This is a genomic window from Aequorivita sp. KMM 9714 (genome assembly GCF_011065475.1).
Lineage (GTDB): Bacteria > Bacteroidota > Bacteroidia > Flavobacteriales > Flavobacteriaceae > Aequorivita > Aequorivita sinensis.
Genome location: NZ_JAAGRO010000006.1, coordinates 12,461 through 39,152 on the forward strand (window position 1 = coordinate 12,461; position 26,692 = coordinate 39,152).

The window sequence follows — 26,692 nt, forward strand, 5'->3', positions numbered from 1 at the left end:
AAATTCACAATCTATTTCACTTAAAAGTGTTGGTAAATGCAGTAGTATACAACTTTTAAAAATCCTTCCGTTTAGCTATTCTCCAGATAAAGAAAGTTGGAATTACAACCCAAAACACTAGCATTACAAAGGATAAAATCACACCAAAACTAGTTCCGAAGAATTGTTGAAATACGGCTCCAGTATATCCTAATAAAGCAGAAATGTCGAGTTTCAGTAGTATTAAAACTCTCGATAAATCCACTGGGTTTAGCATAGTGGCAAATAATGAGAATTTATCTAAAGGGTAGTCTTCAAAATACAACAGCGACATTAAAAATAATCCGTCGTAGATTACTGCCATAAAAAGCCAAAGTAAGATAGCATACCCAAAACCTTTGATTTTATTTTCGTTAGAAAGTGCTATAACAAAGGCTAAAGCGGTAAAAATAAAGGTAAGAAATCCACCAGTGATTAATAGTAATGAGAAATCCCAGATTGCACTGCTATTAAAGATTCCATAAAAGGCAAATGGAAGTCCTAGTCCGATAATTAAACTCATTGCTAAAGAGGTGGCAACACCAAAGTACTGCCCTAAAAAAATGGAACTTCGCTTAATAGGTTGTGCTAAAAGAAGCTCAGTAAATTCGCGAGAATTGTAATAATACATCACGCCAAAAATGGTTCCTATTAAAGGAACAAGGATGATGATAACGTTCATTAATGTTATCACTGCTTTTGATAAATCGTTGTTTAAAAACAATAGAACAATACCAAGCAGTAAATAAAACAGAAAGTATACGTAGCTCCAACGGCTGCGCATTAAATCGTAAAAACTATATTTTAATATCTTAAGCATAACTTGCGGATAAAATAGAGGCTATTGCGTGTTCAAAATCTGGTTGTTCGGTCTTAGTTTTAAGTTCTGTGATACTACCTTTAAAGTAAATTTTGCCTTCTAATAGGAAGACAATTTCATCGGCAATTTCTTCCACGAAACTTAAAATATGAGAGGTTACAAGAATTGTTTTTCCCTTCTCCTTTTCGGCAAAAATTAAATTCTTCAATCTTAAATGAGAAATAGGATCTAGACCACTTGTAGGCTCATCCAGAATAATTAACGGACTGTCGAACATAAAAGTAAGCACTAAGTTTACTTTTTGTTTTGTTCCTCCAGAGAGGTTTACAAGCCGTTTATTCAAGAAAGGTTGCAGTTTAAACAAATCTATTAAAGCTTCGTCATGTGTTGCCTTAGTAGCCCTTAGGTCTTTAATCATCTCTATAAGCTCACATACCTTCAAGTTTCCAGGGAAATTGGCTATTTGTGGTAAATAGTCAATCTTATCGCGATATTTAAAATTGTTTTTTAAAGATTCTCCATTAAAGAGAATTTCACCTGAATCTGGTATTACCATCCCAAGAATAGCTTTTATAAGTGTAGTTTTCCCTGAACCATTCGGACCGAGAATGGAAAATATTCCACCTTCACCTATAGAAAGGTCAATGCCTTTTAGCACTTCGTTTTTGCCAAATTTTTTATGTAAATCCTTAATTTCTATCATGATCTATACGTTTCATTTTTGGATTTTCATCCAATAAATCGTCTGGAGTAAATACTGGAGATACTTTTTCTGAAAAGTCTATTATGTCTATAAATAGGCTTCGCATTAAAATTATCGTTTCTGGAGTTCGGTTTACTATATATGAAAACAGTTTTACAGGTCGATAAGGAACATCTCCTATACCGTTTTTATTGAGGTCGTAACCAGTATAATTACTCCAAAAATTATTGTCGAACTTATTGTCATTAATACGTCCGTTATAGGATATATCGAATGAATTATACAGAAAGTTATTGTTTATTACATGGTTTTGATAGCAGGCACCTTTCACTTTTAAAGCATACCCATTACTCGTAAAATCGTTGTTAGAATATTCTAAACGATTACTTCCTTCTACCGTAATTCCAACAGTGTTTTCGAAGAATAAATTGTTTTTTATGTTGGCGTCGTTTACTTCTTTTAACAATAAACCATAAGCCGCTGTTCCCCAGTTTTTCTGAATAATATTATTTTCAACTTGCATAAATTTTGAAAACATCAATGCTATTCCTGCACCATTAGTTTCAAAAGTATTATTGATTACATAGTTGTTGTTACTGAACATAAAGTGAAGTCCGTATCGAACGTTGTTCTTACTAAAATTATCCTTTATGGTTATATTATCTGAGAATTCTAGATAAATCCCATCGCGAACATTTTGCACATCATTACCAATAACCTCAACATTTTTGCAATACCATAAATGAACTGCATTTCCAGAGTTAAACTCAGTCACAGCTTCTCCCCTAACCTTGTTATTTAAAACTTTACCGTCGTTAGATTTTTGAAGGTAAATTCCGAAGAAAAGCTTTTCGAGTTCCAAATTCTGAATAAGGAAACCCGTGCTATTTACAACTCGTACCGCAGCATAATCTGTGGTGTAGCTTACGCCTACGTTTATAATTTTAAATCCGTCTATGGTTACGTTGTCTGTACCAATGGTAATTATCTCTCCTTTTTCTTCTCCATCTATAGTAGGAAGATCTTCACCAATAAGCGTAATACCTTTATCAATTTTAATATTAGCTTCTTTATAAACACCTTTTTTTACCAAAATCGTATCCCCTTCCGATGCTTGTTTAACAGCCTCTTTTATAGATTTCACTGGGCAGGTAGCGCATACAGTAATTGTTTGCGACCATAGGTTTGTAAGGGAAAACAAGGAAATAAAAAGGAATAATATGTAGAATTTGTTTTTCAAAATTTAATTAGAATTTATCAATACTAAGCCTGTAACTCAATCGATTTAGGAATTAAAAAAACAACTTCAGCAAGGCTTCATAGCGCCGTAAAGCTGATAAAAACTGCTGAAGTCGTTTTCTATTTCAACTTTAAGTGTTTTTGAATATCATCCCAATTATATATTTTACCAGTAAACTTTTCTTTTGCTTTTTGAGCCTCTTCGGTATTTGCAAATGCAGATAGGTTAGCCCCCATAGGACTTTGCAAGTTTTCACTCACCAAATATGAAGCGTTTGAAGCATCAATCAATTCACCTGGATTATTTAGGTTAGCTACTATTTTATGCGCCATTTCTGTGTCCTTAAATTCATCTTGTAAGGAATGAACCATACACTCAATAGCATCATATTTATAAACTTTACCTTTAGCCGTAACCATTTGTGAAGCGTGCTGTCTATCTACAATAGTCATATCGCAGTAATGACAAGCATCTGATCCATAATAAATGGGCTGCGGGCTAACATTACAAGCTACGAATAGCAATGAAATTAAAAATAATTGTATGATTTTCATGATTATATAAGTTTATAAGTTTACCACTTCCGTCCCCTATAAAATCGGGAACCCGACCTGTATTCCTCTTTATCATTTTTCTCACTTTGAACGCGAGTTAAAAAGGGGAAGCTTTATTTATTATATTCTTTTTTTCCTACAAAGAAGGCTACTACAGTTAGTAACATCCCAATAAAGATCATATAGGCCCCTACTCCTGGCCAAGAATCAACATCGAAATTCAACATTTTTTGATAACCAATAAGTGGTGGTTTATATGTCATAGGAGTACCGTCTAGATTTTCCAATTTCATGATAGCTTTTGGGTCGAGATCAGTTCCGTAGTCTATTAGCCACAGGTTAAAATCGTACATTCCTAATAAACCGAGAATAGACATAACAATAAACCAGCCCAAGAACCATTTATAACTTAGTTTTCCTAGGAAGCCAAGAATACCGATGATTACTCCAAGGGCTATCATAAGTCCGACAACTTTTGGAAACACATCAAACTCCCACATTTCTTCTACTTTAGGGATTGGCTTCATCCCAATATAGTGGTTAAGTCCGTCAATATTTTGAATATCAAATTCTTCAACCCCTTGAATTCCTTGAATGTAAATATCCATTCCTAACGGATCTGGGTATTGAGGTGCACCAAGCATAATATTCCACAATGGGAATTTAAATAGACCCAATAATAGCAAGGAGCCAATTATCATTATTATTCCTGCTTTTTTCATTTTTATAGAGATTTGAGATATTAGATGTGAGATGTGAGATGTGAGATGTGAGAAGAATAAAATTTTAAAATCTAACATCTTTAAAAAAGACGGGGGAAATCAACAACCCCCGTCTTCACTGAAAATACTACTAATCACTAATATGTATTTTCACTACTAAAAACATCATTTAATCTTCACCTAAAGTCCAAGACAATTCAATATCCGAATCAGCTGGGCTAACTCTTACATATCCTTGCATTTCTTGGTGAAGTGCAGAACAGAAGTCGGTACAATAGAATGGCCATACACCTACTTGTTTTGGTTCCCAAACTAAAGTTTCGGTTGCTCCCGGCATAATTAGCATTTCGGCATTATTTGCACCAATTACTGCGAAACCGTGAGGTACATCAAAATCTTGTTCGTGGTTTGTAATATGGAAATATACTTTGTCACCCACCTTTACACCTTCAATGTTATCAGGGTTAAAGTGACTTCTAATCATATTCATATAAATATGAACTTCTTTTCCATCGCGCTCCACTCTAACATCGCTGTTGTCTAGTACTGCATATTTGTGTTTGTTTTCTGCTAATTTGAATATCTTTCTAGACTTCGGAGCTACCATCTCTGCAGGAATAGCAGCTGCATAGTGAGGCTCACCAATAGTTGGGAAGTCTAACAGTAATTCCATTTTATCTCCAGTGATATCAAATAATTGAGCAGACTGAGTAAGCTCTGGCCCAGTTGGTAAATATCTGTCTTTTGTAATTTTGTTTAAGGCTACAAAGTATTTTCCAAATGGCTTACGTGAGTTTCCTCCAGGAATCATCCCGTGACCTACAGAATAGAATACTGGTTGACGGTCTAATACTTCCCAAGTTCCCACTTTCCATTTTACAACTTCAGAAGAAATAAAGAAGGTAGTATAAGCATTTCCTTTTCCATCAAATTCAGTGTGTAATGGTCCTAATCCTGGTTGTTTTACAACTCCAGCAAGAATATCCTCAAAGTTTAAAATTGGAATACCATAAGCTTCTCCATCAAATTTCTTGTTTTCGATTGCGTCAAGCATTTTAGTAAAACTGTGAACAGTTAAATCTGCAGAAAGTTTTCCGTTACCGATAATGTATTCTCCAGTAGGATCTACGTCACATCCGTGAGGAGATTTTGGAGTTGGCAGGAAGTAAACTGCTCCTGGCACTTCTAATGGATCTACAGTAAGAACCTCATCAATCATAGTAGAAGTTGCAGTATGCGTATGCTCATCTAAGATGTTGTGTGCATATCTTGCGGGTACCTTTTTACCACCACCATTATTTACGTATTCTTCAATTTTTTTCCAGTTTACAGCCGCAATAAAGTCTTTATCGTTTTGTGAAGCGTTTACTTCCAATAAAGAGTGAGCTTCTTCAGTATTATATGTAGTAAAGAAGAACCAACCATGACTCTTATCACGTCCTGGGTGAGAAAGATCGTAGTTAAATCCAGGCATCATTAGCTGGAATTTAATATTCATTCTTCCTGTTTCTTGATCGACTTTAATAAAAGTTAAGGCACCTTTAAAATTACCCTTGTATTCATTAATAGACATATCTTTCTGAGGAACTGGCACAGAGAAACGTGTTCCTGCAACTACATACTCAGTGTTTTCAGTAATAAATGAAGAACTGTGGTTACCCGCACTATTTGGGATTTCAATAATTTCTTCAGTTTTAAAACTTTCTAAACCTATACGAGCGATACGTGGAGTGTTGTTTCCATTAATAAATATCCAACGTCCATCTAGTACTCCTTCAGTTTGAGAAATATCAGGGTGGTGAGAGTCATCCCAAGGTACAAACCCAAAAGATGTATTTAACATCGGTTTAGTTTCTTCGGTATACCCCCAACCATTTTCTGGGTTTTGAGAGAATACTGGAAGTACTTTTAACAAACGCCCTGATGGTAGACCGTACACACCAAGTTGACCACTAAATCCTCCAGACATAAATCCGTAGAATTCGTCATGCTCTCCGGGAGCCACATACACTCTTTCAGCAGCATTGGTTGCCAAACCTCCCTGGCCTCCACTTTTGCTCTTTTTTGTTCCGCCATCATTACAGCTAACCAAACCGGCTACCATAATCGCGGAGATAAAAATATTAATTGATTTTTTCATTGGTCTATTATTTAAATTACATTGTTTTAAAACTAATTTGCCAGTAAGAATACCTTATCTACTAAGTGCTCCATTACGTGTCGTTCAGACGTATCTGCTTAGTATTAGGATTGTATAGAATTACAACTTTACCTTTTAAGAACCCCTGCAGAACTTACAGCTCTGCAAGGGAAATCTGGTTAGTTAACTAATACTATAGTGTTCTAAAATATTCTAATACTTGTCTTGCCTCTTCTTCAGTTAAGTTTTGATTTGCCATTGGCGAACCGTTAAACTCCTGCAATAAAGCTTTTGCTAAAGGGTCTTTTTGAACCATTCCTTCTGGATCAAGTATCATATTCATTACCCACTCTGGAGTACGTCTTTCAAGAATTCCTGTTGGAGCTGGACCAATAAACTTTTTGTCAACTTTATGACAAGCCATACATTTTGATTTAAATAGATCTAAACCTTTGGCAGCCATTGCATCGTCAACCTCAGCAGAAAGATCTACGTTTTTAATAGGACCAATTCCTTTATTAGTAAGGTCTATTGTTTCAGAAGGCTTAACAGTTGAAGCTGGTGTTTCTTTTGGAGTCTCAGTTGGAGCTGGCTTTTGACCAATTTGAATTCCTTCCTTCTTTTTCTCTTCTTTTCCACCGCAACTTACTAGTAGTAAAATTGCTAGTGCAGCCATTGATTTAATTATGTTTTTCATAGTTGTTAGAATTAAATTATAGAACAAATGTATTTTATAAAGGAAGCTTGTAAAATGACATTTATCATATTTATGACCTTTTTGTCATTTATTCATAAAAATCAAAATACCGACTATATTATAAGTAATAGAACCAATAGTAAAAGTTCAGTTTTATGATATAAATCAGTAAATAAAACAATCAATACCTGTACTTTTAGAGAAAGACCACCCAATGAAAAATATACTCTTACCTACAGACTTTTCTAAAAATTCAAAAAATGCAATCGAATATTCATTGAAGCTTTTTGAAGGAGAAACTGTTACATTTCATATTCTCAATTCACAAAAACCAACAGGATATATGACTGCAGATGTTTTATATGGCGCTGCAGGAGATTCCGTTTATGATGGGATTTTAAACGATAATAAAAAAGAACTTGAAAAGTTAATTCGCCATTGTGAATCGCAATCTGAAAATGAAAACTTCACTTTTGTCCCGAAAATTGATTTCGACAATATAGTTGATGCCGTAAATCAAGCAGTAAGTTTAAATAATATTGAACTTATTATCATGGGCACAAATGGGGCAACTGGAGCTGAAGAAGTTGTATTTGGCAGTAATACATTAAAACTAATTAGAAAAGCAAACTGTCCAATTTTAGCAATTCCTGAAGGATATGTCTATAATAAAATTGAATCCGTTTTACTGTCTGTAAATTATCAGTATGAACTTAAAACTGATGCTTTAGCAGTAATTTTAGATATAGTTCGTAAACACGATTCAACCCTAAAAATATTGGAAATCGAAGAAAACAATGTAGAAGTTAATTCACCAAAAGGTAATTATATCGATCTTTTTAAAGGTATAAATATAGAGCGTTTTTGTATTAAGAATATTCCTTCTGCTGTTGCGATTGATGCCTTTACACAACTAATTCCTGTTCAACTTCACGCTATGTTTGTAGAGAGAAAAAGTTTTTTAGACCGTTTTATATTTGGCTCAGAAACTTCCAAAATCAGCTACAGCTCTAGGGTTCCTCTGTTGATATTTAGAAATTGATTTTAAGAAATTTACCTTAAATTTAGCAGGTTGTTCTTCTTAAGTGCTTGCATCAAAGTATTTACATAATCTCGAATTGAAGTAGCTGCAGTAGGAGGATTTACTATGTCTATTTTTCCTCTCCATATTAAATCGTTGTTCCTACTTGGGCAAAGGCAAAACAAGGATGTTTCTGTATTAAAAACTGGATAATCTTCAATTTGGTCATTTTCATAAACTACTCTATTTTCATTGTAGTAATCATTAAATGACTGAAAAGATCTTGTAAGATTTCTATAGGATTGCGCCATGGTAACCTTATTCTCCTGCCCTACTATTTTTGAAAAGAGTACTGCATCAAAACTTTCGTTTAATAATTGATTTTTCAGATTTTCTAAATTCTCTTCAGATTGATCAATGTCGTTCACATTACTTTCAAAATAATCCACACTTTTAACGGCTATTATATTTTCATCTTTTAAAGCTTTTACTAGACTGTATTCAAATTGGCGCTGCAAACCTCCATCCGGGGTTAAACCCACGACCAATACCTTTTGAGCTTGGAAATTCGGGCTTTCCTCATTAAGGTATTCGTCTACCAAGCGACTACTCGAGCAACTAGCAAACAGAATTACCAATACCAAAAGGAATAATATGTTTTTCATCGGATTAAAATTAGAAAGGCAATATCTAGACTAGCCTTATGTAAATATACGCTTCTCTTTTTTAAATTAATTGAAAATAAAATAGTTGGAATAAAAATATGTGGTTTCAATAAACCTGAATATGATTATAATCATAACTTTTTGATATAAAAATCCCGTGATTTGTTAAAAGTTAAATTTTCAAACAGTTAAACAAGAAAAATCAAAAAATATAAATATTATGAAAAATACAATTTTATCATTAGCAATCATTTCAGCTTTATTAGTGAGCTGTAACGAAACTAAAACAAAAGATGTAACTACTAGTATTGAAGAAATGCACGAGCACGATACTTCCAATTCGCACGCTAACCACGAAGAAGTAGCTGCCGAAATGCATTCTTTAAACAATGCCTGGGTAGATGAAATAAAACTAGACAACGGCGATAAATGGGAAGCAAATATTGAAACTACTGAAGGAGTAAATAAAATGTTAGACATGCTTAAGTCTACTGAAACTAAAACCACTGAGGGTTACCACGCTTTAGCTTCAAACTTAAATGAAGTAAAAAACTTCGTTGTTAAGGAGTGTACTATGGAAGGACCATCTCACGATAATTTACACGTTTTCTTACATCCACTTATCGAGAAAATCGAAGCGTTAGGAAAGGTTACAACTGTAGACGAAGGTGCAAAAATCAAAAAAAGTATTAAGGAAAATCTAGATGGATATTTCAACTATTTTGAATAGGGCAATAAGCATATTTTAAAATAATTCAAAGTCTTCATTAGCTTAAACACTTAATGGAATTACTTAGCGGGAATTAACATCTTGCTAATTAAAACATTTAACCTATAAAGCTTATTTAATATTCTATAAACTCAAATGATATTCACTAAAATCGCTAAATAGACATTATAATTATCGAATTTTGTTTATGTTATAAACAGACAGTTTCATATTGAATTGTATGAATAGAAGTTCTACATTGCTAAATAACGTTTGTTTGAAGGATTTTTTACAGATATTTAGAGTAATATAATACTATGGGGAAAATGGATATTAAAATAGAAAAATTCAACGGTGACATTGAAGAGTTTAAAGTTGAAAAATTAAAAAATTCACTTAGAAGAAGTAAGGCTTCTGAAAGCGAAATAGATCAGGTAGTTGATAAGATTATGCCCACGCTTTACGACGGAATGAAGTCTAAAGAAATTTACAAAACAGCGTATTCTATATTAAAAAAACTCAACCGCGTTTCAGCTTCTAAATACAGTCTAAAACGGGCTATTTTAGATTTAGGTCCCACAGGATTCCCTTTTGAAAGTTTAATTGGCGCCGTTCTTAAGCACCATGGTTATACAACACAGGTTGGAATTACTTTACAAGGTGAATGTATAACACACGAAGTTGATGTTCTAGCTGAAAAAGATGGTAATGCTTACACTGTAGAATGTAAATTCCATGCAGATCCTAGGGCTGTAAGTAATGTAAAAGTGCCGCTATATATTAACTCTCGATTTTTAGATATTCAAAGGCGATGGAACAATGATCCTGAGAAAAAATCTCATTTAAAACAAGGATGGTTAGTTACTAACACACGTTTTTCGAAAGACGCGATTGATTATTCCGAATGTGTTGGACTGCATTTAATGAGTTGGGATTATCCTGAAAACAATGGAATTAAACACAATATAGATAAATATACCCTCTACCCTATTACAACGCTAACAACTTTGACAAAGAAGGAAAAGCATCTTCTTATCGAAAAAAATGTTATTCTAACTAAAGAATTATACGAGTCTTCTTATTTACTTGAAAAAATAGGACTCTCCCCAATACGACAGAAAAGGGTTCTAAGTGAAATAAAAAAGCTGTGTAATCTTTAATAAAGAAAGGTTACACAGCTTTTTCTATTATATTTTCTAATGAACATTATCGATTAGAATCTATCGATATATTTTGAATTAGCTCATAAACTTCAGGCGCTCTACTATTTAGTCTAACTGGTTTCCAGCTTTTATCCAACCACATATGCAGCGATGTTCCAGATGCCAGAAGTTCTCCTTCAGGTTCTCCCTCTATATTTTCATCTAGAGACAAAGGAGTACCTGCTTTTCCTAGTCGTCTTGCTTCATAATAGAATTCTAATCTTACAGCCGATTGACTTTTAATCTTTGTAAATATCCCGATAGCCTCATCGTAAAGTGCGGGTTTATGATATTTAACTTGAACATCTAAAACAGGCAGCATTAAGCCCATACTTTCCATTTTGCTGTAAGGAAGTCCGTTGGAACGCATCATTTCTGTACGACCAATTTCAAACCAAGTAACGTAATTGGCGTGATGCACCACTCCCATTTGGTCTGTTTGCTTATAGTGAACTCTTAAATTGTGCTTGTGCCAGAATTCTTTCATAGTTTATCTTTAAAATAACAGCCGAAAAAGGCTACAACCTAACTAATAATTCAACTATTTTAAAATTAGTGATCAGCTTTTTCAAGGCTAAAACAAAATTAAAGATTAAAAAGTTAGATTTGGGCCTTAGAAACTCTGAAATGCGTAAGTTTTATTACGGGAAGGAAATGAATGAGTTTTATATAATTTTATAATTCTGCAACAAGATCAAAATTTATATCAATTTCGTCTTTAATTTCAATTAATCCGAACAATTTTGTAGGGGGTTCTAGTTTAAAATCGTTAATATTCAATTTTAGTGACCCCACAAATCGATTACTTGGGGAAGAATAAATTTGGATAGGAAGCGAATATCCTCTTTGAATTCCTGAAATAGTAATTAAAACTATTGCTGTCGCGTTTTTACTTTCGTTTAAAATGACATCTGTTAATTCCAAAGTAATATTTGGGTAATCCTTTGTATTAAGCATTTCGTGGAAGTCCTTATTTATTCCTCTACTGCCACAATCAAAACCCCTATTTTGTAAAAAAAGAACTGCATTGGTAAATGTAATTCTATTCTTGTTTCTTTGGTAATTTACATCTGTAAATTCCTCTAAAAAGTCAATGTTAAAATCACATCCAAATGCACTTATATTAGTATCTCCCTTTATTGAGAGTTCGCTACTAGCAAGAAGTTGAACCTTTTTAGATAAAATTTCGGGCTGTGACCAGCCATATAAACCGAATATTAATGAAAAAAGAATTGGTAGATAGCGATTCATAGATGTTCAAATATATAAAAGGTGGAGGAATTTTATTTCCCCCACCCTAGTTATTTTGAAATTTGTATTTAGAAGCTAATTACTGCTTCAAGCATAACTCCGTCAAATTTTCCTCCATTTCTTATATCGGAAGCTAAGAAACCGTCGTACTTTTGGTTTACATATTCTAATTTGGCCATAATATTTTTAGTCATAAACCAACCAGCGGCAAGGTTAAATCTAGTGATATCTACATCAGTTCCACCAACTAATTCACCTTCAACTAAATTGTAACGACCACCAACGTATAGGTTTTCATTATTTCCAAAACGGTATATAATTTCAGCGGCGTATTGATTAAAAGTTCTTGTGTCTAGTTCGGCATCAGCTTTTCCTTTTGCTCTTTCATAAGTTCCAAAGAATTCAAGACCTTGATATTTTACGAAAGGGTTAATCATGAAAGCTGTTAGCTCATTTCGCAGTCCTGGATTAAATCTACCCGATGTAAAGTTTCCTTTAGTGGTAGCGCCTTCTTCCTCCATAACAAGATAGTATCTTGAGCCCGCTCTATCTGCACTATACAAATATGCGTTTGCACTTTTATTGGTATGGTATACAGAACCTGTAAGTCTAAGTCTTAAATCATCATTTATATAATCGTCATACCCTAATTTAGCAACAATAGACGGATCTGTTTTTCCAGGGTTATCTACGCTTTGGTTCAATTTTCCGTTTGTTACTCCTAACATACCAATAAAGCCCTTTTTAAAGTAATAAACCTCTGCTCCTACTTCTGTAGTAAAAGCATCCATTATAAGGTTACCAACAAATGGGTTGTAAATTGCTAAGGCGTTATCGGTTCTTCTGAAGTGAGCATCACCATAGTTATTTTCCATATGACCAATTTTTACTCTTAGGTTCTGCATCAAGTCTTCTAAAAAACCTTCTTTTACAAAGTCTAATTTATCTATTTGAATATATCCTCCCTTAACATAAGGTTCTGGATGGTGACGCGAAGATAAATAGGTTCTTAAGTGCATAGAAACCCCGTCGTATAGCTGTACATCAAAATCTAAGTTTGCTGTTGGCAAGTTAAAATTATCTCCAATTTCAATTAAAGAAATAGGATTGCCGTCTTTATCCATAGGTGTTCCTGTACTTTCGTGATCTAAGGCTTGAAATTGAATAGCAAAGGCGCCACCGATGCGCACTTTTAAACCGTCAAAGTTAGTCGCCGTATCTTTTTTGGCTTCAAACTGTTCAATTCCTCGTTGATCTCTATATCTGAAATTATCAAAATCACGAGATTCCTTTTCCTGCGCAATGGCTTGAAATCCAAATAGCATTATCAAGATTGTACTGAAAAAATTAAGTGTTCTTTTCATATTATTGGTTTTAGGTTTATTAAGTAAAGTATTACTACTTTTTAAAAATTGAATGAAATTTTATATCTATGGCGTCACCTGTAGTAATGGTTCCAAACATTGCTGTTGGAGGGTCTACTCCAAAATCTGTCATTTTTATAGTTTTGCTTCCTATTAAGGAGATTTTAGACTCCTCAATTTTCATATCAAAACTTATATTAATTGGTTTGGTACTCCCTGAAATAGTTAGATTCCCATTAACTGATACTTTGCAGACATCACCCGAGCAGTTGATATTATTTACCTTACTAAGTTTAAAGGTAATTTGCTTGTATTTCCCAGTATTTAAAGCTTTATAAGTGTTCTTGTCCATTCCAGATTTCCCACTTTTTAAACTTTCTGCTATTACAATAAAATCTAATTGTTGGAGTCTAGTCAACTTCCCATCCTCAAAGTCTGCTAATAGCTTTCCTTGTTGATTTTCTGCTATAATCTGCCAATCGTGAAGATTTGAAGTACCATCAATCTTTAACGTAGAAGTAGAATTGTCAAGATTGTACGTTTGCGCTACAGAAGTTTGAGTAGTTAAAGCCAAAATAAAGAGGCTTGTAAACAGTAATTTAAATAATTTTAAAGTTTTCATAATTTACCTTTTTAATTCTATGTAAAGGTAAATTTCATTGCACTTATATATAATGACAATTGTCAGTATACCAAGTCATTTCTAAAGAAAGTTGAAAAAAATGGGAGATGTTTTGGTCGTTTTACAATTATAGATATTACTGTTATGAAATGAATAACAACTTAAAAATCAAAATTATGCTTGCAAAATTGAAGAAAATGTAAGCTTACATTAAGCTAAAACTATATTGAAATTTCCTTAACATCAAATAGCTTAGGAATTGAAACCTTCCAACCATAAGTATCTTGAAGTTTTAGTCGAAGAACATCTTGTGCTGTGGGCTCTCCGTGAATTAAAAATGTTTCCTCTGGTATGTTTTTAATTTCACTCGTCCAATTTAGAAGACCTTGTTGATCTGCGTGGGCGGAAAGACTTTCAATATGGTGTATCTCTGCCTTCACTGGGTGATATTTTCCAAAGAATTTTAATTCGTGAGCTCCTTCTAACATCTGTCGCCCACGAGTACCTTCAGCTTGGTAACCAACTAACAATACGGAAGTATTTGTTTTATCGATCATTTGTTTAAGATACGTTAATACTCTACCTCCAGTAACCATTCCACTTCCTGCAATAACTACCTTGGGTTGCGGGTTATCAATTGTTTCCCAAGTTTCTTTATAGGATGTAATTATATTCATCCTTTTACTCATTGCATTAAAATCTTTCATTGGTATTTTGTGCCAGTCTGAAAAATTCTGAAATACCGATAGCACATTATTTCCCATTGGGCTATCAATAAATATTGGAATGTTTGGAATTCGGTTTTCATTGTACAACTTCCAAAGCAAAAACATTAAAGTCTGTAGTCGTTCTACTGCAAATGATGGAATAATAAGATTTCCCCTATTGTGAATAGTTTTAGTGATGAGTTCTACCAATTTATCTGAAACACTTTCTTGCGGATGAAGTTTATTTCCATAGGTGCTTTCAATAAATAGATAGTCGGCCCATTCTGGTTTTTCGGGTGGAGAGAGCAATAAATCGTGTTCGCGACCAATATCTCCAGAGAAGACAAAAGTTTTACCGAAAATATCTAATTCAATAAAAGTAGCTCCAATTATATGCCCGTTATATTTAAATCTATATTTAATATTTTCTGAAAGTTGAATCCATTGGTCCCTTTCTTCCGATTGGAAAAAGCCTAAGGTAACCTCAGCTTCTTGTAAAGTGTAAAATGGCTCGGCAGGTGTATGTTTAGAATATCCTTCTTCATTTGCCCTTTCAGCTTCTTCCTCGTGAATTTTGGCACTGTCTAACAATATAATTTTTGCGATTGCTAAAGTTGGTGCAGTTCCAATAATCTTACCTCTATATCCATTTTTCACCAATCTTGGTAAATATCCTGTATGGTCTAAATGCCCATGCGTTAATAATACAACGTCTATTGCAGAAACATCTATAGGTAAATCTTCCCAGTTTTTCTCCCGCATCTCCTTTACACCTTGAAACATTCCACAGTCAATTAAAATATTTTGCTCTGGAGTTTCAATATAGAACTTAGAACCTGTTACCGTTCCAGTTGCACCTAAAAAATGAACTTTTATCTTTTGCATAATTAGTTGTGTTTACACAAGATTTTTATCTCTTCTAAAATTCGAGCTTGTCTGTTTTCAGAAATACCCAGATGGTCTAAGTAAAAATCATCGTTTATTAATTGTTTGCAAAGCACTATATCACGACTGAGCAAAAACTGCTTTTCTCGCTGACTCAGTAAGGTTGAAGTAGTAATTGGGTAAAGCCCCAATCGATCTATTCGGTCTTTAACACCGTTGTCTTTAGGGTAATCCCAACTTAACAGATAAAGCCCTGCACATTTCCCGTATTGTAAAGCATCTTCTGTAAAACGAGTATTAGTAACCACCCATCCTTCTGTTGGCTTTTCTGCTTCATTTTTATCGTTATAATTATTTAAAATATCTCGATATCGGGAATGGATATACAGTGGAATTTTCACATTACAATTCCGACCTTCATCACTGTGAAACTTACATTCTACAACAATAAATTGGTCGTTTTTACGTGCAACAACATCAACCTCGTGAAGGACGCATTTACCATGTAAAAACTGCCCAGTTTTTACTTTATAGCCACTATAAAACAACAAGGCAGCTATAAACTTTTCAAAAGGAAATCCCGTTGGTCCTAACTCGTAAATTGCTTTTTTTAGTTTGTATTTTGAAGCATACCCTTTCTTCTCTTTTTTAAGAAGAGCAAAGGCCCGATTATATATTTCTTTTGTTGAAATGCCCTGATATAACTCATCGCGAACGTTGTTTGAAATTTCATTAACCAATGCCTCTTCCGCACCACTTTTTCGAAGTGAAGATTTCAATTTATCAATTGAAAAACCGGTCCGTTCTCCAGAATGCTTAATAACTTCAACAACCATTATTTCTGTAATTTAATTAGGTTCTGGAATCGTGTAGCGCCAATATTGGCACTTTAGAATGTACACCAAGGCTTTTAACCAAAGGATTTGTAAAGGCACTACCAAAAAACCAATGTTTTCTATTTACAAAAGCTATCATCCCACTTTTACGTTCATCAACAAACGAAAGCAGTCCTTCTTTAATCCCTACTCTATCAAGCCAGTGATACGTAAATTCTAAATCTTTAAAATGGCTTTCTAGTTGAGTTCGGTTATTCTTTTGTCTTTCAGTAAGATTGGCTTCTTTCCCAATATGTAAAATTCGAATTGGAGATTTACCTTGCTTTGCAATTTTTACAAAGGTTTTCATCTCACTTTCGATATATAGATTTTTAAAATTGGTTGGAAATACAATTTCGTTAATATCTCTGTACGATATATTAGAAGGAATTGCGAGAACGGCACAATCCCTGATATTTTCCATAATATTTACCGAGTTTCTTCCGTAGGCAACTTCTCCATCATTAGTTACACCACGGGTTCCCATTACTATTAGATCGATGTCATTTATCTTCACTTGTTCTTCTATCAAATCGATAAAAGATCCAAATTTGTGATCGTAGTATATCGTATGTCTAGGATTATCAGCTAACAGATTTACCTTATTTTTTAGGAAAATCATTTTCTCTGCTGAATGTCTTGCTGCAGCATCATACTCAGATGGTTCTGGTTCTGGAAATAAGAAATTTCCACGCGCGGAATGCTGTAAATAATAAGAGTGAAAAATATAGAATGTACAATCTATGTTTTTAAAAAGCTCAAAAGCATACACAATAGCATTAAATGCATTTCGCGAATAATCTGTAGGAATTAATATATTTTTATGCATAGCTAAAAGTTTATTTGTGTTTTGAACCCCACTCTAAAATTCTATGTTCTTAAATCGTGCATTGCTAATAGTGGAACATTAGTATGCTTACCAAGTTCTTTCACCATAGGGTTTGAAAATATACTGCCAAAAAAGTTGTGTTTTTTATTTACAATAGCAATCATTTCGCTTTCTCGACTTTGAACAAAACAACTAACGCCATCTTTCAAATCTACATTATACAACCTATGGTGTGTAAATGAAGCTGGCTCTAATATTTTCTCTAATAGCAACTTATTGTCTATTTGTGGTTTTGATAACGCCCTCCCTTTTTGTACGTGTAAAATGCGAATTGGCGCATTCAATAATCGCGAAATCTCTACCAATGTAGACAGTTCCTTTTCCTTGTAATGCGTTCTAAAACTGGTTGGAAAAACTATTTCGTTTGGCTCCTTAAATAAAACTGTAGATGGAATAGCTAACACTGGACAGCTTCTAATTTTTTCCATCACATTTACAGCATTACTTCCTAAGATAACAGTTTTATTATCTGTTTCACCTTGAGTTCCCATTATAACAAGTTCTATGTCTTCTCTGGCCACAACATTTTTCATTACCTCGAAAAAAGGTCCAAATTCACTAAAGTATTTAAAACTGTGATTCTCGTTTTCTTCATAAAAACTCATTTGAACTTTTAATCTTTCAATATTCTTTTCAGAACGTTCTTTTACAATACTTAGGTCTTTATCTGTTGGCTGAGGACTCAATAAATTGTCTTTAGAGTATCCTGATAGATAGTATGTGTTTAGAATAAAAAATTCACAATATTCGCGTTTATATAGCTCCATTGCATATTTAATAGCATTAAATGCATTGCGTGAAAAATCTGTGGGTATTAATATTCTTTTCTTCATAATATCTGTTTAGTTAAATTCTTAATTTACAATTTTTTATTTACTCTTCGATGGAATTACTAGAAGTGGAACATAATCGTGTTTTCCAATCCTGCTTACCACTGGCTCACGGAAAAGTTGTTTTATAAAATTGTGTTTATGATGTATGATTGTAAATAGGTCAATATCCTCTTTTTCTATAACAGAATGTAAGGTATTAGAAATATTTCCCTTTTTCGGTACAAAGTGAAAATCTACATCGTATTCAGTTAAGTCTACTATAAACTTGTCGTAGTTTTCTTTTTGTGTTTTGTCAAGCTCTTTTTCCGATCCTACATTAATAATGTGAATTTCCGAATTGAACTGTCTAACAAGTCTTGTGATTGGTTTAAATTTTGAAAAACTAAAAAACTCGTTGTAATCGCTAGCGAAACCAATCTTTAAAGGAACTACAAACTTTACGTGATTTGGAACAATAAGTAAAGGACAGTTTTCTAGAGATTTTAAAACTTTTATTGTTGTACTCCCCACCAATACATCTTCTGCACTGGTACGCCCTTTATCTCCCATCACAACAAGGCTTATTTCTTCTTCTTTAACCATTTTATTGATGGTACTCGTCAAGGATTCTGGGGTTAAAATAAATTCATAATTATGATTTTGCTTCGGGGTATTTAGTTCAATTTTTTGAAGCAACTTTTTACTTTCTTCTTCAGGATTTATTTTGCCGTTTTCTGATTTAACACTCAGTCCTGCTAGATTGTTATTTTTTCTATTCTGCGAACTATAGGAATGTAAAACTACTATATGTATTGATTCATCACCGTAAAGTTTTGAAGCATAGTGTAATGCAGCATATGCATTTTCAGAAAAATCTGAAGGGACAATTATTTTTTTCATGGACTAAAAAATTAGTGGTTTAAGCTTCAATTTATCTAAAATTAATCCTTGGAGCCTATGTGGTTTTGGTAGTTTAAATTATTCAAAATTCCATAGATAACAAAGAATAATTAGATAAATGATTGCTTAAATATTTTTACTAACGTGGTAAGTTTTGAAGTACTAAAAATGGAATATCAATTTTTAAACCTATCTTTTCTATAGTTGACTTATAAAGGATATTTTCTAGATAAGAATGACGTGTATTAACCATAACTAGCATATCGATAGGGTTTTCTATAATAAACTTATTAACTGCTTTAGTTACATTCTTTTTATCCTTTTGAACAAAATCTATCTGATTTTCACTTAAACAAGCTTCCATAAAAGCTTTGTTATCATGCTGTCTTAAAGACAATTTGTTAAATTTAGATACATAAAGGAAGTTGATTTTGGAAGCAAAGCATTTAGCTATTGATCCTAACAGCTTTAATTCTCTTCTTTTAAAAGGAATCATAAAATCTGATGGAAATAAGATGTTTTTTGGATGAACATCGGTATAGATTTCTGGAATAGCTAAAACAGGACATTTAACGTATTTAATAACTTGAAGAGTATTACTTCCAAAAGTTATATTTTTATCGTCGGTTTCGCCTTGTGTTCCCATTACCACAATATCAGCATTTTTACTTTCTACCCATTCATTTACCGTATCCACCAATAAACCAAATTCAGCAACTGTAATAATTTTATGTTTTGGATTTGGTGAGTAAGCGAAAAGATCCTTTTTCATTTTAGCTAATTTCTCTTCTACATCACTAAGTGTCTTTGCCTTTAAACTGTCAAAATCGGCATCTGGCAAATTCAATTTTTCATTATATACTCTATCTGCAAAGGCGTGAATAAGGTAAATTTCAGAATGACCGTGCTTAAAAAGCTCGGCAGCATATTTAGCAGCATTCATGGAATTATTAGAAAAATCGACAGGAATTAAAATTTTGTGCATTAGAAAGTATTTAGAGGTTTATAAGTAAATATAAGCTTTTCTTACCGAAATAAACATGATAAGTATCAGCTAAACACCTGATATTTAAGGTTTCATTATGAGACATTAGGTTTTGATTTTCGTAACTTTAAATTAAAAATGTTATGAAACTCTCTGTTATTTCATATCTGGTATTAACTACTTTAGTATTGGCGACAGTTGCAATATTTGCAGCATTAGGATTCTCATTCGATTATATTTTTTTCCTCACTATTATAGGTGAAGTATTATTGATATTTTCGGTCTATAGCGTTTTGTCTGATTATTACAATACAGATAAAAAATTTGAAGATTTTTATGAAGATCATCCTATAAAAAAAGAAGAAGACAAACTTTAAAACTTCTGTTTTAAAAACCTATCTAGCTTTTGTTTTAATTTTGAATGCTCATAAATATCTACTATTCGTGTATTACTAAAAACGGGACATTTGGCTCATAACTCACTAATTTAGCCACGGGCCTTAATAACAAACGCTCTATAAAATTTAAGTTTTTAGCTACAATGGAAACCATACTTATGTCCCAAGTTTCTATAAAATTTTTAAGCCCTGTTTCTAGTTCTTTATTTTCTACAAAATGAAAACTGTGTTTCTTTTCTCTAAAAGAATAGTGTAAAAAACCTTTATTGTCGGTTTGCTCGCTATTAAGTCCTAGATTATGTGTTCTTATATTAAGCACCCGAAGTGCCGAATTATGTAATTCCAAATTATCGGAAAGTGTCGTAAATATCTTACTTCTAAATATATTATTATAATCAGTTATAAAGGCAATGTTGCTTATCTTTTTAAATCTAGCATTACCAGGAATAACCATTATTGAACATTTTACCTTTGTAATTACTTCACAGGTATTACTTCCTAGCCTTTTTGAACTAGAAACAGACATTCCTCTAGTTCCCATTAAAATATAATCTATTTCTTTCTCAATTACCTGCTTGCGAATGGCTTCAACTAAATTCAAGTCGTCTTCAATAGCAAAAAATTTATGCTTAGAGTTTAATTTAGAGGCCTTACAGGTTTTAATTAACGATTTAAGTTTAGATGAAGCGGTTTGAAGTGTAGTTACTTCAGCGATAGATTCTGTGAAACCTTCACCCTCTTCATTTGGTTCTTGTATTTCATTTGATGAAACATGAAGCAAATAAAAATTGACTGGAATATCAGCAAAGTAATTTAGCGCATAACGAATTGCATTATGCGAATTTTTAGAAAAATCTGTAGGAATTAAAATATTTTTCATTTTACCAAAGTCTCACAGACAAAGTTATCCGTAAGCTTTGATATTAGAAATGATAAAAATCAGTTTTGAAGGAGGAAACTGTGTTATTCTATAAACTTCAACCTTTCTAGGTCTACAATGTGAATATCACGGCCTTCAATTTCAATAATTCCATTTTTCTTGAATTCGGATAGCGTTCTAATTAAACTTTCTGTTGCTATTCCTGCAGTTGCAGCTAAATCGTTACGCGAAATTCGCAAAGGTGCTGAAGTATTTTTATTCATAATTTCAGCAAACTGAATAATAGTAGATGCAGTTTTCTTCCTAACCGAACTATAGGCCATCCTTACTAATTGCTGCTTTATGTCAGTTAAATTATCACTAAGAAGATTCATTAGTTCTAAAGTAACATCTTTACTTTTTATTAAAATGTCTTTTAGATAAGTCTTGGACAAGCTAACCAGTTCTACATCTTCTACAGCTGTAGCAGACTCGGCATAAGGTAAATTATCTTCAAACGATGTAAACCCTAAAAAATCGTCGGCTTTATATAATCCAGTAATGAGTTCTTTTACATTATCGTCCATTGTATGAGTTTTTACAACTCCCTTCAACAGTAAGAAAATGTTATTTGAATGATCACCAGCACGATAAATAGTATCACCTTTTTTATAATTGGCAATGGTACCTTCATCGCAGAAATAATTTTTAAGCTGATTTAAATTCCTTGGGGTGTCCTCATCTTCAACTACATCTAAATTTATGCTAGCGCCATTTGTACGCATAGATAAGATGGCAGATTTCGCCAATCTACTTTCTATAGCACTAATTAAATCCCCTTCATCAAATGGTTTAGTAAGGTAATCATCTGCTCCCATATCCATTCCTTTTCTTATTTCTTTGTGCTCGGTTTTAGCAGTAAGAAATATAAAAGGTATATGTGTTGTTTTTTCATTTGAAGCTAATGCCTCTAATACGCCGTAACCATCAATTTCAGGCATCATAATATCACATACTACAATATCGGGAATTTCCTTAAAAGCTTGTTCAATACCTAATCTGCCATTAGCAGCAGTAATTACATTATAATCTGATAGCTCTAAAAGCTCAGCTGTATTTTCTCTTAGTGCTGTATCGTCTTCAATTAGAAGTATTTTCTTCATATTAACTTTTTGGAATTTTACTTGGGAAGGTAATGGTAAATACACTTCCTTTATTTTCTTCACTTTCGAAGATTATAGTACCACCAATATTGTTTAGATGGCTTTTAACAATATTTAAACCAATGCCAGTACCTTGATTCAACAAAGCATTTTCAGCTCTAAAATATCTATTGAAAATAAATTTCTGCTCTTTTGCAGGAATACCAATCCCTTGATCGATAATTTTTATACTCAAAGAGTCTTCCTGAGGCATTACAATTACATCAATACTTGTATTTTCTGGGGAATATTTTATAGCGTTATTAATAAGGTTGGTTAGTGATAATTCTAAAATTTTTTCATCAAAATAAACCTGTATGCCGTCTATGTTTTTTGGGTAGTTAATTTGCTGACCCTCCTTTAAAAGCATATTAGCATTATAGATCACTTCATTAACAACTTTACTTAATGGAAAAGTACTGTATTTATAAGTTTCCCTCCCAGATTCTAGGCGTTCAATAGATAAAAAGTCGTTGAGGATATTATTTAGGTACTTTACTTTATTTTGAATGGTTTTTAAGTGTTTCTCTCTTTTGTCTTGTTGGCTAGTCTCTTTGTATTTCCCTACCAAGGTTGCAGACGTAAGGATTCCACTTAATGGGGTTTTAAATTCGTGTGAAACTAAGGATAGGAACTTTGTTTTAAGCTCTCCTAACTCTCGCTCTTTTCTTAAAGACTCTTTAATTTTATCTTCGGCATCTTTTCTTTTTACTACTTCTTTTTCAAGTTCAATAATACTTTCTTTTAAAGCCTGCGTTCGCTTTTCAATTTTCAGTTCTAATTCATTATTGAGCTCTCTAATTTGCAACTCCTGTTGTTTTCTAACAGAAATATCTGTAACCAAAGCCATTACATATTTACTGCCATAAACTTCAAATGGATTTAGTCCAGCTTCAACAGGAAAGGTACTGCCATCTTTTCTTTTACCATATAAATCACGACCATGACCCATTTGTCTCGGGTCGCTATTTTCCATAAACTCGTTAACTTGAACATGGTGATTACTCTTATATTCCCGAGGAATTAAAACGCTAAGATTTTTACCAATTAGTTCACCTTGTTCGTAACCAAACATTTTATCACCTGCATCATTAGAGGTTACAATTTCATGTTTGTCGTTAACAATAATAATCCCTTCTGAAATAGCTTCAGAAAGAATTTTAAAAATATTACCTTTTTTTTCGTCAAATACCTTCATTCCTTACAAAAGTAAGGAATTTTATCAGTTTCCCTTAACTGATTTATATCATTAAAATTAAAATGAATTAAAACTAGATTTACACACTTTATAACCACAGAATTATGGGTATTATGGATAAACCTCAATTGCTTTTTTACCAGAAAATGGGAGAACTATTTTACGCAATTGCAGCTGCTGATAAAGTTGTGCGCAAAGAAGAATATGATATTCTTAAAAAAATGGTTCTAAAGAAATGGAAAAACATTGATAACGATAAAGATTCATTACAAGTAGACGCTGCACATCAAATTGAAATAGTATTTGATTGGTTCGATTATGAACAGCTTGATGCAAACGACTGTTTCGACAGTTTTGCCGACTATAAAAAAGAAAATTCAAAACTCTTTACTGAAGATCGAAAAAAACTAATTTGGAAAACTGCTGATGCTATTGCCAGTTCTTTTTCAGGAAAAAACAAAAGCGAACTTGTAATGCTGGCCAAATTAAAATTACTACTTGAAGAATAACTCTTAATTAAACCTACTTTCTTCTCTACACTAAAAATCTTTCGTTATTTTTATAAATCAAACCAAAACTAAAATGAAAAACCTTCTTCCAATCCTTGTCTTTCTTACACTTCTTGCCTGTAAGAACGACTCTAATAAAGTAAAAATTGAAAGTGAAGACGAACAACTAATTGAAGAAAGTGTTGATTCTTTCAGTGTTTCTGATAAGGACTTGAAATTGATGGAGCAAACCCTAGATATTAAAAGAAAAGAACTACTTGAGAAAAAGGATCAAAAAGAAGAATTGGAAACATTACTAGTTTCTAAGTCATTTTTAAAAAAAGATGAATGGTTTACATTAGATTTTAAATACCCTTATTTAAATGAAAAAATCAAACCACAGTTTGAGAACTTCAATGAGTATATCAAGAAGAATTATTTAGACATTAAAGAAATAGAAAAGCAAATTTTAGACGAAAAGCGCTTGTGTGATTCTTTAGGAATTCCAAGGCAAAATGAACTGCGAAGTGTTGATTACAAAATCTATAATCTTAACGATAGAATAATAAGTGTGCTTTTCTACAAAGAAAATCACTACACGGGTGCAGCCCATGCTGCTTATACTTTTGAGACTTTAAACTTTGATTTGGAGCGCGGAGTTTTCTTAAAATTCGAAGATTTTTTTAACGACGGAACAGAAGAAGAAGTTCAAGAGATTTTAAACGAATTTTTAAATAAAAAAATCCAATCGGGTGAAATGTATTACGATTGTTGGACAGTCTCTGACGACGATTTTTTCAATGCTAAAAACAACTTTGTAATAAACGATATGGTAGTAGAATACTATTTTGACGACTGCATTATCTGCCCTTCATACACTGGAACGTATTCTATTAAAATACCTTTAGAAATGTTGAAGCCAGTGCTTAGAAAGCATAAAAAGAACCTTCTAATGTTATAAATTAGCGGTATAGTTTTTGAAAATTTAGCGAACAAAACTTGATAATTTAGCCTTCAAATATTAAATTATCGTTTAAATATAAATCGTATTAACTCGCAACCAAATACTAATAATATTTGGCAGATTTAATCCTATAAAAATTCTATGAAAAGTAATTTTAAAGATATAATTAACTCCGAAACACCTGTTCTTGTTGATTTTTACGCTGACTGGTGTGGGCCTTGTAAAATGTTAGCCCCTATTTTAAAACAAGTGAAAGATGAACTTGGTGATTCTGTAAAAATCGTAAAGATAGACGTTGACAAAAACCAACCGCTTGCAGCACAATTTCAAGTGAGAGGTGTTCCTACCATGATTTTATTTCGTAATGGAGAGCAAAAATGGCGTCAGAGTGGTGTTTTGCAAAAAGATGATTTAATTTCTGTTATCAATCAGCATAAAAACTGATGGAATTAAATCAATATATAGACCATACCCTTCTTAAAGCCACAGCTACAAAAGATGATATAATCAAGCTTTGTAATGAAGCTAAGGAGTATAACTTTTACGCTGTTTGTGTGAATAGCTGCTACATTTCATTGGTTAAAAACGAACTAGAGAATAGCGATGTAAAAATTGCTGCTGTAGTTGGTTTTCCTTTGGGAGCGAATTCTGCCAATTCAAAATTATTTGAAGCAGAACAATGTGTAAAAGAAGGTGCCGATGAAATTGACATGGTGCTTAACCTAGGTTTTTTAAAGTCTGAAATGTTCGATGCTGTTGAAAAAGAAATTTCAGATATAAAAAAGGCAATTGGAGATAAAGTATTAAAAGTAATTCTTGAGACTTGTTATTTAACCAATAGCGAGATAATTACCGCTTGTAAAATTTCAAAAGCAGCTGGAGTAGATTTTGTAAAAACATCAACAGGGTTTGGCACTGGCGGAGCGACCGAGAATGCCGTGAAATTAATGGTTGAAACTGTAGGTGACACATTAAAAATAAAAGCTTCCGGGGGCATTAGAGACGCAAAAACAGCAAAAAAATACATCGATCTAGGCGTGAGTAGAATAGGGACTTCTTCAGGAATTCAAATTGTTACACCTAGCAATACAAATACAAATGAGCACACATATTGAAGCCAAAGTAGGCGAAATTGCAGAATCTGTTCTTCTCCCTGGCGACCCTTTACGAGCGAAATGGATAGCTGAAACGTATTTAAAAGATGCTAAGTGCTATAACGAAGTACGCGGAATGTATGGTTATACTGGCACTTACAAAGGAAAGCGCATTTCGGTTCAAGGTACAGGAATGGGAGTTCCTTCAGCTTTAATATATTGTCACGAACTTATAAACGATTATGGCGTTAAAAACTTAATTAGAGTAGGTTCGGCAGGTAGCTATAAAAAAGATATTAATGTTCGCGATATAGTAATTGCAATGGCAGCTTCATCTAATTCTGGCATCAATAAATCACGGTTTTCAAACTCCGATTTCGCTCCTACTGCCGATTTCGATTTGTTTATGAAAGCTGTACTTTATGCTAAAGAAAATAACATTTCTATAAAAGCTGGAAACATTCTTACAACCGATCAGTTCTACGAAGATAATGTTGAAGATTATAAGAAATGGGCTGAATATGGAGTACTTTGCGTTGAAATGGAAACTGCAGGGCTTTATACCATTGCGGCAAAATACAATGTAAAAGCATTGTCTATATTAACTATTTCAGACTCCGTAGTTACTGGTGAAACTACAACTTCTGAAGAACGAGAAGGTAGTTTTTCTAAAATGATAGAAATAGCGATAAACACCGTTTAATAAAG

At 32.9% G+C, this 26,692-nt stretch carries 30 protein-coding genes; 9 read left to right on the forward strand and 21 right to left on the reverse strand.

From position 1 onward, the window contains the following. Nucleotides 1-55 precede the first annotated feature (55 nt). The 7 genes from G3A46_RS12130 to G3A46_RS12160 form a co-directional block, all read right to left on the reverse strand. Complete coding sequence (locus tag G3A46_RS12130; protein WP_165150169.1) at nt 56-838, reverse strand: ABC transporter permease; 783 nt, start codon at nt 836-838, stop codon at nt 56-58. Beyond that, nucleotides 831-1,541: an ABC transporter ATP-binding protein gene (locus G3A46_RS12135; protein WP_165150171.1), complete on the reverse strand. Its 711-nt coding sequence runs from the start codon at nt 1,539-1,541 to the stop codon at nt 831-833. Before G3A46_RS12135 ends, G3A46_RS12130 begins: the two co-directional genes overlap by 8 nt. After that, nucleotides 1,528-2,784: a nitrous oxide reductase family maturation protein NosD gene (locus G3A46_RS12140; protein WP_241836899.1), complete on the reverse strand. Its 1,257-nt coding sequence runs from the start codon at nt 2,782-2,784 to the stop codon at nt 1,528-1,530. Before G3A46_RS12140 ends, G3A46_RS12135 begins: the two co-directional genes overlap by 14 nt. A 116-nt stretch (nt 2,785-2,900) precedes the next feature. Next, the gene (locus G3A46_RS12145; RefSeq protein WP_165150173.1) at nt 2,901-3,335 is read right to left on the reverse strand and encodes a nitrous oxide reductase accessory protein NosL; all 435 of its coding nucleotides are present in this window, start codon (nt 3,333-3,335) and stop codon (nt 2,901-2,903) included. A 113-nt stretch (nt 3,336-3,448) separates the two neighbouring features. After that, nucleotides 3,449-4,057, reverse strand: coding sequence for a hypothetical protein (locus G3A46_RS12150; protein WP_139856517.1), 609 nt, complete (start codon nt 4,055-4,057; stop codon nt 3,449-3,451). A 169-nt stretch (nt 4,058-4,226) separates the two neighbouring features. Beyond that, the gene (nosZ, locus tag G3A46_RS12155; RefSeq protein WP_165150175.1) at nt 4,227-6,197 is read right to left on the reverse strand and encodes a Sec-dependent nitrous-oxide reductase; all 1,971 of its coding nucleotides are present in this window, start codon (nt 6,195-6,197) and stop codon (nt 4,227-4,229) included. A 193-nt stretch (nt 6,198-6,390) separates the two neighbouring features. Then, entirely contained in the window at nt 6,391-6,894 is a 504-nt protein-coding gene (locus G3A46_RS12160) for a cytochrome c (RefSeq protein WP_165150177.1), read from the reverse strand. Nucleotides 6,895-7,108: 214 nt separating this feature from the next. On the opposite strand from G3A46_RS12160, the gene G3A46_RS12165 reads away from it, so the two are divergent. Continuing rightward, nucleotides 7,109-7,936, forward strand: coding sequence for a universal stress protein (locus tag G3A46_RS12165; protein WP_165150179.1), 828 nt, complete (start codon nt 7,109-7,111; stop codon nt 7,934-7,936). An 11-nt stretch (nt 7,937-7,947) separates the two neighbouring features. Here the strand turns inward: G3A46_RS12165 and G3A46_RS12170 are convergent, their stop codons facing one another. Beyond that, nucleotides 7,948-8,580, reverse strand: a complete 633-nt coding sequence (locus G3A46_RS12170) for a hypothetical protein (protein WP_165150181.1) — start codon at nt 8,578-8,580, stop codon at nt 7,948-7,950. 220 nt (nt 8,581-8,800) lie between these two features. Between G3A46_RS12170 and G3A46_RS12175 the strand changes: the two genes are divergently transcribed. Together G3A46_RS12175 and G3A46_RS12180 are read left to right on the forward strand one after the other, a co-directional pair. After that, nucleotides 8,801-9,310 (forward strand): hypothetical protein, encoded by a 510-nt coding sequence (locus G3A46_RS12175; RefSeq protein WP_139856512.1) that lies wholly within the window; start codon nt 8,801-8,803, stop codon nt 9,308-9,310. Between the two features lie 305 nt (nt 9,311-9,615). Next, nucleotides 9,616-10,449, forward strand: a complete 834-nt coding sequence (locus G3A46_RS12180; RefSeq protein ID WP_347237694.1) for an ATP cone domain-containing protein — start codon at nt 9,616-9,618, stop codon at nt 10,447-10,449. Between the two features lie 46 nt (nt 10,450-10,495). Here the strand turns inward: G3A46_RS12180 and G3A46_RS12185 are convergent, their stop codons facing one another. The 10 genes from G3A46_RS12185 to G3A46_RS12230 form a co-directional block, all read right to left on the reverse strand. Beyond that, nucleotides 10,496-10,978: a thioesterase family protein gene (locus tag G3A46_RS12185; RefSeq protein WP_165150185.1), complete on the reverse strand. Its 483-nt coding sequence runs from the start codon at nt 10,976-10,978 to the stop codon at nt 10,496-10,498. Between the two features lie 188 nt (nt 10,979-11,166). After that, on the reverse strand, nt 11,167-11,742 hold the full coding sequence (locus G3A46_RS12190; RefSeq protein WP_165150187.1) for a YceI family protein: 576 nt from the start codon (nt 11,740-11,742) through the stop codon (nt 11,167-11,169). A gap of 68 nt (nt 11,743-11,810) precedes the next feature. Next, the gene (locus G3A46_RS12195) at nt 11,811-13,106 is read right to left on the reverse strand and encodes a hypothetical protein (protein ID WP_165150189.1); all 1,296 of its coding nucleotides are present in this window, start codon (nt 13,104-13,106) and stop codon (nt 11,811-11,813) included. 34 nt (nt 13,107-13,140) lie between these two features. Beyond that, nucleotides 13,141-13,728, reverse strand: coding sequence for a YceI family protein (locus G3A46_RS12200; RefSeq protein ID WP_165150191.1), 588 nt, complete (start codon nt 13,726-13,728; stop codon nt 13,141-13,143). Nucleotides 13,729-13,949: 221 nt separating this feature from the next. Continuing rightward, the gene (locus tag G3A46_RS12205) at nt 13,950-15,320 is read right to left on the reverse strand and encodes an MBL fold metallo-hydrolase (protein WP_165150193.1); all 1,371 of its coding nucleotides are present in this window, start codon (nt 15,318-15,320) and stop codon (nt 13,950-13,952) included. A 2-nt stretch (nt 15,321-15,322) separates the two neighbouring features. Beyond that, nucleotides 15,323-16,156: an ATP cone domain-containing protein gene (locus G3A46_RS12210; protein WP_165150195.1), complete on the reverse strand. Its 834-nt coding sequence runs from the start codon at nt 16,154-16,156 to the stop codon at nt 15,323-15,325. A 16-nt stretch (nt 16,157-16,172) separates the two neighbouring features. Then, nucleotides 16,173-17,024, reverse strand: coding sequence for a universal stress protein (locus tag G3A46_RS12215; RefSeq protein WP_165150197.1), 852 nt, complete (start codon nt 17,022-17,024; stop codon nt 16,173-16,175). A 41-nt stretch (nt 17,025-17,065) separates the two neighbouring features. Next, nucleotides 17,066-17,917, reverse strand: a complete 852-nt coding sequence (locus G3A46_RS12220; RefSeq protein WP_165150199.1) for a universal stress protein — start codon at nt 17,915-17,917, stop codon at nt 17,066-17,068. 36 nt (nt 17,918-17,953) lie between these two features. Beyond that, nucleotides 17,954-18,796 carry a universal stress protein gene (locus G3A46_RS12225; protein ID WP_165150201.1) on the reverse strand — a complete coding sequence of 281 codons (843 nt, stop codon included), beginning with the start codon at nt 18,794-18,796 and terminating at the stop codon, nt 17,954-17,956. Nucleotides 18,797-18,935: 139 nt separating this feature from the next. Then, nucleotides 18,936-19,781, reverse strand: coding sequence for a universal stress protein (locus tag G3A46_RS12230; RefSeq protein WP_165150203.1), 846 nt, complete (start codon nt 19,779-19,781; stop codon nt 18,936-18,938). Nucleotides 19,782-19,924: 143 nt separating this feature from the next. Between G3A46_RS12230 and G3A46_RS12235 the strand changes: the two genes are divergently transcribed. Then, nucleotides 19,925-20,158, forward strand: coding sequence for a hypothetical protein (locus G3A46_RS12235; protein WP_165150204.1), 234 nt, complete (start codon nt 19,925-19,927; stop codon nt 20,156-20,158). Between the two features lie 61 nt (nt 20,159-20,219). On the opposite strand, the gene G3A46_RS12240 is transcribed toward G3A46_RS12235, so the two are convergent. From G3A46_RS12240 to G3A46_RS12250, 3 genes are all read right to left on the reverse strand, one after another. Beyond that, the gene (locus G3A46_RS12240) at nt 20,220-21,059 is read right to left on the reverse strand and encodes a universal stress protein (protein WP_165150206.1); all 840 of its coding nucleotides are present in this window, start codon (nt 21,057-21,059) and stop codon (nt 20,220-20,222) included. Nucleotides 21,060-21,142: 83 nt separating this feature from the next. Beyond that, complete coding sequence (locus G3A46_RS12245; protein ID WP_165150208.1) at nt 21,143-22,201, reverse strand: response regulator; 1,059 nt, start codon at nt 22,199-22,201, stop codon at nt 21,143-21,145. 1 nt (nt 22,202) lies between these two features. Beyond that, on the reverse strand, nt 22,203-23,438 hold the full coding sequence (locus G3A46_RS12250) for a HAMP domain-containing sensor histidine kinase (RefSeq protein ID WP_165150210.1): 1,236 nt from the start codon (nt 23,436-23,438) through the stop codon (nt 22,203-22,205). A gap of 113 nt (nt 23,439-23,551) precedes the next feature. Between G3A46_RS12250 and G3A46_RS12255 the strand changes: the two genes are divergently transcribed. From G3A46_RS12255 to deoD, 5 genes are all read left to right on the forward strand, one after another. Continuing rightward, complete coding sequence (locus tag G3A46_RS12255) at nt 23,552-23,947, forward strand: hypothetical protein (protein ID WP_241836896.1); 396 nt, start codon at nt 23,552-23,554, stop codon at nt 23,945-23,947. 73 nt (nt 23,948-24,020) lie between these two features. Continuing rightward, nucleotides 24,021-24,887, forward strand: a complete 867-nt coding sequence (locus tag G3A46_RS12260) for a DUF3298 and DUF4163 domain-containing protein (protein WP_165150213.1) — start codon at nt 24,021-24,023, stop codon at nt 24,885-24,887. 144 nt (nt 24,888-25,031) lie between these two features. After that, a complete protein-coding gene (trxA, locus tag G3A46_RS12265; protein WP_165150215.1) occupies nt 25,032-25,334 on the forward strand; it encodes a thioredoxin in 303 nt (100 codons plus the stop codon). Further along, entirely contained in the window at nt 25,334-26,005 is a 672-nt protein-coding gene (deoC, locus tag G3A46_RS12270; RefSeq protein ID WP_165150217.1) for a deoxyribose-phosphate aldolase, read from the forward strand. The genes trxA and deoC overlap by 1 nt, the downstream gene beginning before the upstream one ends. Next, the gene (gene deoD, locus G3A46_RS12275) at nt 25,989-26,687 is read left to right on the forward strand and encodes a purine-nucleoside phosphorylase (protein ID WP_165150219.1); all 699 of its coding nucleotides are present in this window, start codon (nt 25,989-25,991) and stop codon (nt 26,685-26,687) included. The genes deoC and deoD overlap by 17 nt, the downstream gene beginning before the upstream one ends. Nucleotides 26,688-26,692: the final 5 nt, after the last annotated feature.